Source organism: Amycolatopsis sp. EV170708-02-1, from assembly GCF_022479115.1.
Classification (GTDB): Bacteria; Actinomycetota; Actinomycetes; order Mycobacteriales; family Pseudonocardiaceae; genus Amycolatopsis.
Genome location: NZ_CP092497.1, coordinates 8,529,239 through 8,543,347 on the forward strand (window position 1 = coordinate 8,529,239; position 14,109 = coordinate 8,543,347).

A 14,109-nucleotide genomic window follows, 5' to 3' on the forward strand; every position below is an offset into this window, starting at 1 on the left:
GGTCAGCGGTACGACGACCGAACCCCCCATTTGCTCTCGCCGCCAGACCTGCTTGCCCGCTGTCTCCTCGTGCTCGGACTTGCCACGCTCATACCGCCCCCATTTCGCGGTGACCAGCAGCTTCGTCGCCTTCCCATCGACATGGGCGGTGAAGCCCAGCGCGGATGGTGTGAGGCTGATGACGTTCGGCGCCGTCGGCTGAGGGTCCGGCTCCGCGGCGTCACCGGCGTCGACACGGGAAAAGTCGTCCTGTTGTTCGGGCTCGATCGCCACATCCTTCGGCGCCAGCCTGCCGAGGAGGTACCGGTCGATCGGGCTCTCGCCGCTGCCCAACTCTTCCTCCGGCCCGTCCAGCGGGCCTAACAGGTCATTCAGCACCAGCTGTTGCAGCTCGTCACGGATCACCCTCGCCGAAGGGACACCGAGTACCGGCTGTTCAGTCATACGACCTACCGTAGCGACGATCAGTGACATTCCAAGGGATGACTCCCGTAATACACTGTGTGAACGAGCCAGATACGCAGTGCATCGACTACGATGAACGTAGGCTTTAACCCTACGGAGGTCGTACTGATGGCTAGGACTCGGGTCAGCCTTCCGTCTGAGCTGGCGCAGCGGTCCCAGCGGGTCTTCCGGCCACGTGACCTCTCCGATCTCTACGCACACCCACGCGCCGAGATCGCGCGCTTGACCCGCTCCGGAGTCCTACATCGCGTCGCCGCCGGCTACTACGCGCTACCGCCATTGAATCGGCTTGGCGATTCCCGCTGGGTCCCTGATCTCAACGCAGTGGCGTTGGGCGTCGGACAGGCCGACTACGGGGTCTCGTCGGCCGCCCTGATGGGGACCAGCGCCGCCTACATCCACGGCGCTGTCTCGCGACGACTCGCGGTCGCAGTTCTCGCCATCCCCAAGCAACGTCCGCCAATGCCGACAGCGGACGCACGAATAGTCTTCGTGAAACGCGACGTAACCAAGCTCGACGTCGAGCGAACAGAGACCGAACTTGGCACCGGCTGGGCGACCACCATCGAGCAGACAGCCCTTGACCTGGCCACGCGCCCCACACTCGGCGGCATCGACGAGCCGAACGCATATGAAGCAATCCGCGCCTTGATGCTGCGTGCCGACTGGCCGCTTCTCGAGGACCTGGCCACGACGCAGCACCGCCCAAGAGCACTCGCCACGATCGTCGCGTTGACAGGGAGAAAGTCAGATGCTTGACCCTGCTGAACTCATCGCTACAGCGGGCGCTTTCGGCGTCGCCGAGAGCCAAGTCAAGAGAGATCACCTGATCAGTCACGCGCTGGTGGCCCTGACCCAGCTCGATCAGCCGATCGTGTTCTTCGGTGGAACCGCACTTGCCCGCACCTGGTTCCCCAACCCGTCGACCGGTGGTCGATTGTCCGAAGACATCGACCTGTATACCGCCGAGCGCAAGAAAGTGGCCGACGCTCTACAAGAGCTCCCACGGCTGCTGCGCCGGGAGTTCCCAGGCGCACGCTGGGACCCATCACCCGCCGACGTACGGGCGATCGATCCTGCTCGTTTGGTCACCCGTGACGGCCTCCAGGTGCGGATCCAGCTGCTGAACACCGCCGAACATCGAGAACTCGCGCAATGGCCGGTAGAAGTCAAGGCGCTTCAGATGCGCTACACCGACATTGCCCCAGTGTCACTACCCGTACCGACGCTGACATCGTTCGCCGCGATGAAGACCGTCGCCTGGCTTGATCGCGCGGCCGCACGGGACCTCTACGACCTCGCGGCATTGGCCCGTATCGGAGCCCTCACCTCAGCGGCGGCGGACCTTGTTCACCAGGTGACCGGCTGGAGAGTCGCACGCCACGGGTTCACTCGCCTTCCCGCGTTCGACTGGGCAGTCCAGCTTGGCCACCAGACTGGAACGCTGCCACCGGCCCAGAGCTGCCTCGACCTGGTGCGAACCAGCTACGGGGCCGCTCTGGGCTGGGCTGAAGCGAACCGGAATGAGATCGGTCAGTCGGTCCAGCGAGACCGTTGGTAATTCACCAGGTCATCTCCGAAGAGCTCCTGCGTCGAGTTGTTGATCCGGACGAGGAAGACGGGCTTCTTGTCCCCTTTCGCCTGTGTGGCGAACTGCGGCTTGGCGCCTGGAGGAACATCGATCCGCGCGACGGTACGGCCATCGAGCTTGCCCATCCGGAGATCAAGGCCGGCGGCCGCCACCTTGCCCATCCGTGCACCGATAAGTTCGGTGAGCCAGAGCTCCCACCCGTCGGGGTTCTTCTTTCCAAGCACGGTGAAGTCCTCTTCGATACCAACGATCGAACCATCGTCGGCCACTCCGATGAGCAGAGTTCCGCCATAGGCGTTCATGAAGCCGGCGATCGACTTGACAACGCCCCACTCCATGGCGTCGTCCTTTGCGCCGGTCCGCATGTTCTTCCGCCCGGTGGACTTGAACTCGACGACCTTACTCTCGCCGGCGGCGATCACCGTCCGAATGTCCTCACGAATCCGCTCCGGGTCAGTGCGCGCGTCCACAAACGGACTTTCCGAACGGTCCGCCGATCGGTTCACCGGCTTGCCCATCGCTTCCTCGATCTGCTTGAGCAGGCGCTCGAATCGAGCGTTGAAGAACGCCGGAAAGTCGTCACCACGCAACGCAACGGTGTCGATGTCGTGCGAACGGATGATCGCGTCGAGATCCGTGGCGCTGACCTTGTCGCCGCTCTGGATCCGGGCCAGATACTTGCTGGGTGCGTTGCTTCCGATCCGGTGGTTGGTCCGGGCATCGATCGCGGTCTTGTTCACGATGCTGTTCGCGATGGCGTCCGCGATGCCGTTCGCCGAGCACCAGCGCTGGGGGAAGATGTGGTGCACATCGATCGCATCATCAAGGTAGGCCTGGACGTCGATGGTCTCCCCTGTGCGGAAGTCCCGGCCACCTCGTTTCATCAGCATCGCATAGATGCCCTTGTAAGCAGCGCTGTTGCGAGTGCGCAAGGTCAGGAGCCGTTCGGCTTGAAACTGCGCCTCACGAACAGTCCTCGGCTCAGGCCCATCGTTGACTACCCAGCTGACGACATCAGGTAGGTCGTTGGCGAACCTGGTCTCGGTCGACCCGCCATACATCTCCCCGAATACACCGCACCAGTACCACTGTTGCAGTTTCTGCCGGTCACCATGCCCTTCGGCAGCGTCGCCGAGCACAACCAGAATCGCCGTCAGCGGCACGAGCTGGGTCGCATAGGGCAGATCATTCGCCCGGTAGACGTGCTCGCCATGGAGAAACCGGACAACGCGTTGAAGCGCCTTTGTGGCGTCGTCGGCCCACTTCCGGTAGTCGGCCAGTTCAAGGCGGAGCATGTCCCGGCGCTTGCACGACACCGCGGGTGCCTTGTCATCCCCGAGGCCGTCGGCGAGATGCGTCTTCCGCCGATCGAACGTCGCGAGCAGTGTCAGGATCTGCAAGAAGTCAGTCGCCTCGAAGCCACTGAGCAACCGATGAGCGGACAGCTCCTTCTTGCGCGCATCCCAATCAGCACGCACGTTGAAGTCGTCTGCCGCGTAAGTCGCGGTCAGCAGCTCGAACACGGTCAGCGACACACCACCGGTGTTGACCTTCTCAAAGACCTGACAGACCGCTTCCTTCGGCGTGGAACGGATCAACGCGATGGTCGGCACCTGGTAGTGCACGAACGCATTGATCACGGCCCCGTTGAAAGCGGTCCAAATCTTCAGGCGCTCTTCAGGCAGGCCAGGGCCATTGCCGAGGTAGGCGAGCTGCCACTCCATGGTCGCGGCGTAATCCATGATGCTGCCGAGCGGGAACATCTCGGCAGCGATTTGCGCCTCTGGCGTCGACACATCCAAGATCGTCTCGCCTCGGAAAGTTCGGATCACACCGTCTTCGGGCACGCTGACGATGGCCTCGTCCCGATCCTTCGCCGGGTCGATACAGGCCTTGATATCCGCGAAGTAACTGCGTGACACGTTGTTACGCGCGTCCTTGGTCTGCACAGGAGCGCCTGAGCGGAGCGCGAGGTACAACGACGTCATACGCTGCTGGCCGTCCAGCAACAAGAACTCAGGCTCGACCGGCGAGGCCAGCTCGACACCCTCGAGTGGCCGCGGCCGGAACCGGACGTCAGGATTGCCGGTCTGCAAGGTCATGACGGCGCCGATCGGATAGGACAGCGACACCGACGCCAGCAAGCTGGAGATGTGGTTGTCGTCCCACACCCAACCTCGCTGGAAGTCAGGGAGCTGGAGAACTCCCGCCTTGGCCTGGTCGAGCAGTTGCGCCAGCGGAACCTCGTCGCTGGTGAACTTCTTTTCCACGGAGTTCCTCCTGCTACTCAGAAGAGCGTGCCGTCGGGCTGGAACAGACCATCCAGCGACGGCTGTTGCTCGACGGCTTTCTTGGTGCGCTTCGGTTTGGCCTTCTTCTTGTCGTGCAAGCCCTGACGCACTTCTTCGGCGTAGCGCTCATGGTTGAGTTCGAGGAGCCGATCGAGGACTTCGACCTGGACGTCCGGCGCGATCGTGAACCGCTTCCCTTGCCGGGTCTGGTGGTAACCGTGTCCGAGGTCGAGGTCGTCCCAGCCGTAGGCCTCGGCAGTGGCCAGGTCGATCTCGGTGTGGATGTCTCGCAGGCGTTGGATGTCCTCGTCTGCGACAGACTCGTTGTGCACCAGGTTGTACAGCTTGGTCAGCCCGAGCTGACGGCCCAGCATGACCGACCGCCGGAACTCGTCCAGCTCCTTGCCGACCCGATCCATCCGCTCCGTCAACTCCGGCTGCGGAAACGTCTCGAAGCAATCAGACGGAGTGTACTGCAGATCCTTCTTCAACGTCGCCGAATACTTCCACGCCCAGGAAACATGCACATGCGAATTAACCAGAGAAAGAAGAGCCAGGTCATCCGATACGAGTACTACCACTTTTTCACTAAAAACTTGACCCGTCGACACAGATACGAATACACCAGTACTGCTGACACGCGCAATAGCCAAGACATGGTTGAGCCCCGCGATTGACTCGTATAGCGAAGGCGCTCGTTCAGCAAACTGCCACCAGCGCTCTCGTCGAGCCTTTCGGTTGTTGCGGTCACGACCAGGCTTGACCTTCTCTTTGACGATAGAGAAACAATCCTTATACTGACTCGCCGTCTCCATATTCCAGTCGCGAAAGTTGATCACCCATCGCGGAGCAGAACCATCGAAAGCTGAGTTGAGATCCTCGCCACCAACGTACGGAAACAGGACATCCTTATTACGAGAGTCCTTTTCGATGAGGGCGCTGGCTGCGTCCGGGGACATGGTGAAACCCCTGCCAAGTATGTTCGACCCTTGAAACGACTGCCCAGCGTTGCCGGCCAGCCGGAAAGGCTTGCCCGAAATTCTCGATTGCGGATCCAACGATGGGGTGATGGCATGTACCTGACGGCCGTCGAGCTCGATAGCCTCACCGAGTACCGTATCCCCTAACCAGATCAGGGAAACCTCGAGCGAGGCAGTGCCTGGCCACCGCTGCGACTTGATCGCGCGGTACAGGTTCCGGCCGCGAGCTACGAGCTGGTCGAGCCCAACCTCGCGTGTGGGGCCTTGAGCGATGGTGTTCGTCGCGATGATGCCGACCCGGCCACTGGATGCAATATCAACATTGCGCAGCAGGAAGTACGAGCAAAGATCAGCGCTTCCTCGCTTCCCTTGCCCGATGTGATCGACAAGGTACTCACGCACATCCCGACCGATCGCATTGGTCAACCACTGTCCACCAATGAAGGGTGGGTTGCCGACGACGGCGTCGAAGCCGCCTCGGCTCATCACCTCGGGGAATTCCAGCGGCCAATGAAGCGGCCTGATCGGCGTCGACCTCTCCCCTTGCAACCAAGAATCGACTTGTTCCCGCAGCTCCTCTTCGACTGAAGAATGCGAGACCTCTTCACTCAGTAGAAGGTCGACATCGGTCGCGACCATGTCCAACCGGCCGGCGTACAGGACCGTCTGCCCGGCAGTGGACAGAGCGGCTCCAACCACCGCATCAGCGGCGATTCGGAGCTTGCGGGTCATCCACTCCGCGTTGGCCAGCTGCTCCGCCTTCTCCGCGGCATCCCGGGCATCCTGGACAACACTCGACTCAATCTGTCTCCGCAAATCAGCCGCGTCACTGAGCACGAGATCGAGGTGCTCGTTGAGATAACGGAACAGGTTAGTGCTGTGCTCAGTTCCAGCCGAAGCATCCAGATGGAACGCGGCCACCTGACGATCCGACACAAGACCGACCAGCGAGTCCCCACACCGCAGGGAGTGGTTGAGGAAGCCGAACGGCTTGTCCTTGGCAAGAGTCACCAGCCACAAGGACAGTTTCGCCAGCTCGACGGCCATATCATCGCGATCGACGCCGTACAAGCAACGAGAAGCCACCACTCGTCGCGCGGCCAGCAGCAGCCCATCACGCTCGTCACCGGAACCGAGCAGCGAGGAGATCTCGGCGGGTACGCCGTCCCGCTCCCATGCCCGGACCACGCGTTCGGCCAGGTAGCGACAGGCCGAGACAAGGAACGCACCAGAGCCCATCGCCGGGTCGACGACGTTCAGCCGGAGTAACTCTTCGGCAGGTTTGACCCGCCAGTCAGCCGGGGCAGCACCCTGCGCTGGTCCGGGGTCGTGGCATAGCGGCGCCAGGGTGTGTTCGACGACTTCTTCCGCCAGCTTGCGCGGTGTGTAGTGCGTACCCGTCGAACGCCGGTCGCCGACCTGCGTGAACAGCACCGAGCCAGCGGGAAAGACCGTTGGCTTGCCGCGCAGGTCCGGGCGTAGCAGTCCCCAGAACGGCCGCGCCCGTTCGGCGAGCTCGTCGTTGTTGTCGAACGCGGCTCGCAAGTCGGCGAGCTGTTCGAGCGTCGGCTCCGCAGCCTGCCACTTACCGAACTGGTTCGGCGTCGCATCGCACAACGCACGGAGCGCCTCGTCATCCATACCTTCGACTTCACGCAAGGGCAGCTCGGGCTCCGCCTTACCGCGCAAGCCGACGTAAGGTTCCGTCACCTTCAAACAGGAGAACTCCAGGAGACCTTCGTAGACGTGCCCGATCTGCTCGACACCCAGCCGCGCGTAGCTGAGCGGCTCAGGAGCCTTGCCCTTGTGCTTCAACACCAGCAAGGCGTCCAGGATCTCGTGGATCACCTGATCACTGACCTCGGCCTCGGACAGCCACGGATACGTGCGCGGATTGAACAGAGATCCGCCGTATGCCGGGATTCGAAGATCCGGATGCTCACAACCGTCGTGGATCGCAGAGAACAACGCCAGCAGTCTCGGCCAAGCCGCTCGTCGGCGATCCGCGACTTCATCGCCGTACATACTGCGTTCGATCGTCAACTGCTCATGCAACGTCGAGACGGCGTAGCCCTGTGCGTAGATCGGATCGGTCACGGGAAGCAGCCGCTGTTCCTCTGCCGAAAGCACGAACACTAGCCTCATCAGCACGGTCAGCGCGCCGCGGTAGATATCCCGCTCAGGCACATCGGCGAGGACGGCGCCGCCGCTTTCCCGGTCCCGTAACGCCAGCTCAGCGACGAACAGTTCGACGGCCTGCCGAACCTGGAGCCCCAACGTCGTGGTGACATGCGTGTGCTCGTCCGCGCTGCGCGCGAAGATCCCGGCCAAACCGGCGGAAGGCGTCCCGTCCGCCAGAATCGGCGCCGGGAGCACACGGGTAGCCGCGCAAAGAGACGCGAACGCCCGCAGCAGCGCGGGTTCTTCCGACCACAGGTCGGCGTCGAACACCGCGGTGCTGGTGGTCTCACCCGGGAGTGCATGCACCAGCACCCAGAGCTGCCCGTTCGTCAGGAGCGCCAAAGGAATCCGCGTATCGCGGCAGACCTGCGCGGCGCGTTCGGACAACGCGGGCAAGCCGCGAACCGACGTGATGAGCGGCTCGCCGAAGGGCCTCCGGTAGAGGTGCATTCGGGTCGCTCCACCGACACCGAGAGCGGCGTCCGGGCGCGTCGCCCCGAACTCCGCCGCTCCGACACCGTCACTGAGCATCGCAGCCGGAAAGCCGAGCACCTCGGTCAAGACCAGGTCCTGCCATGCCGGTCCACGCAGATCAGGCAGCTCGGATACTTCGGTCCACGCCTGGCGGACACGGCGCAGAGTCTCTTTGGGAATGACGTCGAGGCCCTGTGGGAACACCGTAGTGAGCACTGGCAATGCCAGGAACGGCCCTTCGGGACGGACCAGCGAAAGCCACTCCGAATGCTGTTCGGCGATGGTGGGCGGGCGGGGCATCTTGGGCTTGGCCGTCATCACATGCCTCCCTTGATGAGCGACGCCGGCACAAGGAACTCGACGGCAGCCGGGAACCAACGGGCGACCGGATCCGCGTAGCGGCGGCGTAATGCGGTGCTCTCGTCCTCACGCTGGTCCGGGATCATCTCCAACCTGGTGATCAACGAATCATGATCGGTATGCAACTGATCGCGTTCGTCCTGGTCGAGGAGGCTGAACAGGCTGCCCTGCTGCCATTGGTCGGTCGCGTCCAGGGCCTGCCGGATCGACTGCGCCAGCTCATCGAGCACAGCGCCGATCCCGGCGACCTCTTCGTCACAACGCTTACGCAGCAACGCTTCCATACTCCGTGTCCGGTCCGCGGCCCGGCGGGAAAGTAGTTTGGCGAGCGGATCGGACAACCCCGGCCACAGCTCGGCCAACCTGCACCGGAATTCCTCGGGGACCGGCGTGCTCGACGCGGCCGCGAGCCATGACGTTATGTCCTCGGCGTTGGCCCGTCGGAGTTTGCCCTCCTCGATCAGTCCACCAGCGGCCATGACCTCTTCGTGCAGCCGAGTCCCCTCCGCACCGGTCACGACCACCCGACCATGCGCGACCACGGCAGGCATGAGCAACACGTCGCCTGGCACCACCCTGGCGGTGACCCTGCTGAGTTTGCTCGCGCCGCTCCCCCTCGCCTGTGCCCACAGTTCCGCACGGAGAAGCCGCAGACACATCTGTACCAATTGATGCCCTAGATGGAGCAGCACAACGTCGTCGTGTCCGGTGACGGCGTCCTGATCGAAGGTCACCGGCCTCTCCTTGCCGGTAAGCGGGTGGTACAGCCCGGTGTTGCGCGCGGCCGCCCACGCGCCGGGCAACTCCGGCAGCCGGAACACCGGTGCCGCGAACCCCTTTGGAGCCGTGGCCGGCTGTAAGTCACGCCGGTGTGCCAACCGGAGACCGGTCCGGACAACCTGCTCGACAGTGTCCGGTGTGAGGTCCAACTCGGTGCGGCTGCCGGCAAGTGTCTCGGTCAGTCGCTGGAGGTCACGGGCCAGGTCGCGTTCCACCTTCAAGCGCGCACGGGAGGCGCGTTTCGCGATCTCGTCGTCGACCGCCACCCATGCCGGCTCTCCCCCGAGCATCTTGCGCTCTACCTGCGCGGAGATCACGTCTCCCGCACTGCCCAAGTCCTCCCGGATGCGATCGACCTTTTCCACCGCAATTCGCAAGAAGTCCAGCTCATCTTCGAGTGATCCCTCGCTGAACGTGGTGTCCTGCCAGCCCGCGGGCACGAAATGCCGGATCTCCACCTCCGCCGCCCGCTGGCCGTGCCGATCAACCCGGCCGTTTCGCTGCTCGAGGCGATTCGGGTTCCATGGGATCTCCCAGTGCAAGACACGATGGCAATGTCGCTGGAGGTTGATACCTTCGCTCGCCGCGTCCGTCGCGATCAAGACTCGGACCGGATCCAATTCCGGCTCAGCGGTGAACCGGTTCTTGATCTCTTCACGCTTCTGCTCGTCCTGTCCGCCGTAAAGGAGCTCCAGCCGTTCGGCCGGATAGCCGGCCGAGATCAGCCTGTCCTCCAGCCAACGCTGGGTATCGCGGTATTCGGTGAACACGATGACCCGCTCTTCAGACCATTCACCGTCAGGTCGCACGATCGGGTCCAGCCAACCGAGCAATTCCCGGAATTTGGCGTCGGGCCGGTCTTGCGCGCCAAGTGCCCAGCTCTTGAGCTCGACCAGCATGGCATGCTCCTCCGACGTCAGCGGAGGAGCACAGTTCCGCGCCGCGGTGAGCGCCGCGGTCTCGGCCTCGGTGTATGCCGCGTCGTCCTCGGCGGTCTCGTCGAGTCGTTCGATCGTGGTCTGGAGGATCTGCTGACCACCGGCCTTCTGCTGGTCTCGCTCCCGGCCGTCCATGGTTTCCAAATGCGTCTCGACCGTCTCCGCCAGAGCCTTGGGCGACGAAAACATACGCCGCTTCAAGAGCGTGGTCACGAAGTCAGCAGCCGACTTGGAGGCCTTGTGGCCCAACACTGTGTCACGACGGCTCGCCGAGTAACGCCTGAGCAAGGCATGTGCGTCGCGTTCGTCCGCCGAGTAGTCGAGCTCGAGGTAGTGGATCTTCCGGCCACTGAACCGGTCGCTGCCATCCCACTTCTTCGGCAAAGACCGCTTGAGCCGACGGACCATGATCTTCGCCAGCTGCTCGTCGGTCGGCTTGACACCTCTGGCGAACCGCTGATCATCAAGCATCTCCAGCAAAGCGGTGAAAGACTCAAGGTATCCGTTGTGCGGAGTGGCCGACAGGAAGAGCCGATGCTCGCAATGCGGTGCGAGCGCGCGAATAGCCTTGGTCCGCAGGGAGTCGACGGCGTACTTGCCCCTCCCTGATGGCGCGCAGCTGTGCACCTCGTCGACCACGAGCAGGTCGAATGCCCGCGGATAGCGCGGCGACACGGGCAGCACCTCGCGCAGCAAGCGCATAGGACGGTCCCGCTTCAGCCAATCTACGCTGACGATCAGTCGCGGATAGTGCGTCCACGGGTTCACGTAGAGTCCCCGCTGCCGCCGGAGCTTCTTCAGCAGGTCCGCGTCGACGATCCGGAAGTCGAGGCCGAACTTCTCCCGCATCTCGTCACGCCACTGGAAAGTCAGCCCAGCCGGACAGACGATCATCATGGTGCGAGCCCGATGCCTTAGGAACAGTTCCTGCATGACCAGCCCGGCTTCGATCGTCTTTCCCAAGCCGACATCGTCGGCGATCAGCAGATTGGTTCTCGGCATGGAAAGCGCTCGGACAACCGGGTCGAGCTGGTAGTCCTCGATCTGGATCCCGGACCGGAAGGGCGCCTGCAACGCGGTCGTGTCGGCCGAAGCGATCGCTCCCCAGCGCACGGCGTGCAAAAAGGCCGCCAGCTCGACTGGCTCGTCGAAGCCTTGTTCAGGGCTTGGCAGCACCGCTGAGTCGTGCACCGCGGCGCCGGGTTCCAGCTCCCAGACGACTCGCAGCTCTTCGTCCCGCGTGTCGTCCTCGATGCTGGCCAGCGTGACCAGGTGCGTCGAGTGGTCGGCGAACACGTGCGGATCGCCGCTGGTGACCTCGCTACGGACGATCTCCGCCGCGATCCACTGGCGGTTTCTCACCGTGACCAGCTGCCCCGGCGCTGGAACACCGATGGTGGCTTCCCCACCCTGCGCCGCTTGAGCAGCCGACCCCACGTTGCCTCCCCTGAATCCACGACTAGGTCTCACACTTGGATACCATGCGTGACCGAACAGTCGTAGCCTGCACTGGGAGCGTTACCGAGCCGAGGGGGCAAGGTGCCAAGTCTGTCGATCGCCGCGGACTTTCTGAAGAACTACGCCAAGTTGGAGAGATCCGTCCAAACCGGTGTGCGAAACGCCCTGTCGACCTTCAATGAGCACACTCACGCCGGAATCCATCTCGAAAAGCTCCAAGGTGCGCGGGATCCGCGGATCCGCACGATCAGGATCAACGATTTCTGGCGCGGCGTGGTCCTCGCGCCCGACTCTGGCGACACCTACGTCCTCCTCGCCGTGTTGCGACACGACGAGGCGATTCGCTACGCGGTCGGCAAAGTGTTCACGGTGAACGAGGCGTTCGGCGTACTCGAAACCAGAGATCAGACCGCGCTCGAGCATTTCGAGCCAGTTCTCCGGGCTGACGCCTCCACAGCCCCCGAGCGCTTGTTCGGACACGTCAAAGACAAAGAGCTGATCAAGCTCGGTATCGATGCCCAGATCCTTCCGCTGGTCCGGGTGATGGTGTCGGACGCACACCTCGCCCCGCTGGCCAACCTGTTGCCCGAGGCGCAGTACGAAGCACTTGAAACCTTGGCAATGGGGTACACCGCGGACGAAACCTGGCAATTGCTGTGCGACCGTCGATTCAACGACAAGCCTGCCGCCGAGATCGACACAACGGATCTCGCCGCGGCTATCGAACGAATGCCGGACAAGTTCACGACCGTCTCCGGGCCGGAAGAACTCGCGGACATGCTGGCCAATCCCTTCGCGCTGTGGCGCACCTACCTGCATTTTCGCCAGGAGAACGTGGCCTACCGCTCGATGTTCTCTGGTCCGGCCTTGGTAACCGGTGGCGCCGGTACCGGCAAGACCGTGGCCCTCGTGCACCGGGCCGCGTTCCTGGCCCGGAGGTTGCACGCCGGCAACTCGACCGACATCTTGGTCACCACCTACACGAACAACCTCGCGGACGCGCTGCGGGAGCAGCTCGGACTTCTGGTCGAGGACCAGAAACTCCTGTCTCGGATTCGCGTGTCGACCGTCAACAGCGAGGCGTATCAGATCGTCCGTCGTCACGAACGCGCACACCCCAAGATCATCGACGGCTGGGAGAAGAATCGGCTCTGGCAAGCCGCGTCCCGGCACGTAGAAGACGCGGTGTCGGCGAAGTTCCTCGAGAGCGAGTGGGAACAGGTTGTCGTCGCTCAGGACCTGCCCGATCGCGGGTCGTACCTCGCCTGTGAGCGTCGCGGACGTGGCAGGCTACGTGTTCCACGCGAGACGGTATGGGCGGGCATCTCCTACTTCTTGGATCGACTGAAGGAGAAAGGTCAGCGGACACATACCCAGATCGTCGCCGACGCGACTCGAATCCTGACGACCGAGCGGCGCACTCACTACCGGCATGTCCTAGTAGACGAGGGGCAGGATCTCCACCCGAGCCAGTGGCGACTACTGCGCCAACTGGTCCCCAGCCAGCCCGACGACCTGTTCATCGTCAGTGATCCCAACCAGCGGATCTACGACAACCGCGTCTCACTGAACAGCCTCGGCATCAAGGTCCGTGGACGCAGCAAACGTCTCGTCGTCAGCTACCGGACAACTCAGGAAATCCTGGACTGGGCACGGCGAGTGCTCGACAAGACCCCGGCCACCGGCCTTGACGACGAGCCTGACGGCCTGACCGGATACCGCTCACAGCTGCATGGCCGCCGACCAAACCCACGCCGATTCCCTGACCGGAGGTCGGAGCTCACCGGGCTGACGGAACAAGTCCGGCAATGGCTGCAAGATGGCATCGAGCCGAATTCCATCGGAGTGGCCACCAGGACCCAAGCCGCAGCACAAGAGGTGCGTGAGGCCCTCAAGGACGCTGGAATCGACGAAGTACGCGTCGAAACCATGCACGGGATGAAGGGGCTCGAGTTCAGGTGCGGTGCCGTGGTCGGTGTCGATCACGACACGGTGCCGCTACCAGCAGCCGTTACGTCGGCGGACGACGATCCGGCGGCGCATGAACAGGACACCCAGAGGGAGCGCTGTCTGCTGTTCGTAGCGACGACCAGGCAGCGGGACATGCTCTATGTCTCCTACGTCGGCGAGCCGAGCCCCTTCATTCCGGATACTTGGTCTAGCGGCGGCGGATCTTGATGTCGTCCATGCAGGTCGCCTTGCCCGCGACGTCACGGTACGGATAGCCCTTGGCGTCCAGCAGTTCCATGACCTTCAGCTCGGCTTCGTCGAGCACGTCGCGCTCTTCCTCGCCCCTCAGCGTGATGCGGAACGTGAACGCGCCGAGGTGCGCGCTGTAGGTGAGCAGGCCGTCCTCGGTGAACCCGATCGCCTTATGGTCGTTCAACTCCGCGAGGAGCCGGGCGCGGGTGTCGGCGTCGGGACGGTCGAACTTGCCGTTGACGAGGACGCGATAGGTCGGCATACGTCCGAATATACAGACCTGTATCTGGATACGAATCCGAATATCCAACGGGTGCCCATGATCCACGGTCGAGTGAAACGACCGTCACGCGCGCAACGGGCGAATCCGACACGCAGATAGTGATGAC

The 14,109-nt window shown here is 63.2% G+C and carries 7 protein-coding genes and 1 pseudogene; 4 read left to right on the top strand and 4 right to left on the bottom strand.

All coding sequences use genetic code 11. The annotated features are described in order from the left end of the window. Nucleotides 1-573 precede the first annotated feature (573 nt). From MJQ72_RS38905 to MJQ72_RS38915, 3 genes and pseudogenes are all read left to right on the top strand, one after another. Nucleotides 574-729: pseudogene (locus MJQ72_RS38905) on the top strand (type IV toxin-antitoxin system AbiEi family antitoxin domain-containing protein); the annotation flags it as partial. 60 nt (nucleotides 730-789) lie between these two features. Next, the gene (locus MJQ72_RS38910) at nucleotides 790-1,224 is read left to right on the top strand and encodes a type IV toxin-antitoxin system AbiEi family antitoxin (RefSeq protein WP_240601533.1); all 435 of its coding nucleotides are present in this window, start codon (nucleotides 790-792) and stop codon (nucleotides 1,222-1,224) included. After that, the gene (locus MJQ72_RS38915; RefSeq protein ID WP_240595929.1) at nucleotides 1,217-2,026 is read left to right on the top strand and encodes a nucleotidyl transferase AbiEii/AbiGii toxin family protein; all 810 of its coding nucleotides are present in this window, start codon (nucleotides 1,217-1,219) and stop codon (nucleotides 2,024-2,026) included. The genes MJQ72_RS38910 and MJQ72_RS38915 overlap by 8 nt, the downstream gene beginning before the upstream one ends. Here the strand turns inward: MJQ72_RS38915 and MJQ72_RS38920 are convergent. From MJQ72_RS38920 to drmD, 3 genes are read right to left on the bottom strand one after another with little or no spacing between them, the layout of a single operon-like run. Continuing rightward, the gene (locus tag MJQ72_RS38920) at nucleotides 1,999-4,326 is read right to left on the bottom strand and encodes a DUF262 domain-containing protein (RefSeq protein ID WP_240595930.1); all 2,328 of its coding nucleotides are present in this window, start codon (nucleotides 4,324-4,326) and stop codon (nucleotides 1,999-2,001) included. The two genes, MJQ72_RS38915 and MJQ72_RS38920, sit on opposite strands and share 28 nt — an antisense overlap. 17 nt (nucleotides 4,327-4,343) lie before the next feature. Beyond that, nucleotides 4,344-8,300: an Eco57I restriction-modification methylase domain-containing protein gene (locus MJQ72_RS38925; RefSeq protein ID WP_240595931.1), complete on the bottom strand. Its 3,957-nt coding sequence runs from the start codon at nucleotides 8,298-8,300 to the stop codon at nucleotides 4,344-4,346. Next, entirely contained in the window at nucleotides 8,300-11,497 is a 3,198-nt protein-coding gene (drmD, locus tag MJQ72_RS38930; protein ID WP_240595932.1) for a DISARM system SNF2-like helicase DrmD, read from the bottom strand. Before drmD ends, MJQ72_RS38925 begins: the two co-directional genes overlap by 1 nt. A gap of 102 nt (nucleotides 11,498-11,599) precedes the next feature. Here drmD and MJQ72_RS38935 point away from each other — a divergent pair, with 102 nt between their 5' ends. Continuing rightward, nucleotides 11,600-13,696: a DEAD/DEAH box helicase gene (locus tag MJQ72_RS38935; protein WP_240595933.1), complete on the top strand. Its 2,097-nt coding sequence runs from the start codon at nucleotides 11,600-11,602 to the stop codon at nucleotides 13,694-13,696. Here the strand turns inward: MJQ72_RS38935 and MJQ72_RS38940 are convergent. Then, nucleotides 13,677-13,982, bottom strand: coding sequence for a DUF6204 family protein (locus MJQ72_RS38940; protein ID WP_240595934.1), 306 nt, complete (start codon nucleotides 13,980-13,982; stop codon nucleotides 13,677-13,679). The genes MJQ72_RS38935 and MJQ72_RS38940 overlap by 20 nt on opposite strands. Nucleotides 13,983-14,109: the final 127 nt, after the last annotated feature.

Coding starts and splice junctions, on each gene's coding strand:
- MJQ72_RS38925 (WP_240595931.1), bottom strand. CDS start 8,300: ATGACGGCCAAGCCCAAGATGCCCCGCCCGCCCACCATCGCCGAACAG.
- MJQ72_RS38940 (WP_240595934.1), bottom strand. CDS start 13,982: ATGCCGACCTATCGCGTCCTCGTCAACGGCAAGTTCGACCGTCCCGAC.
- MJQ72_RS38915 (WP_240595929.1), top strand. CDS start 1,217: ATGCTTGACCCTGCTGAACTCATCGCTACAGCGGGCGCTTTCGGCGTC.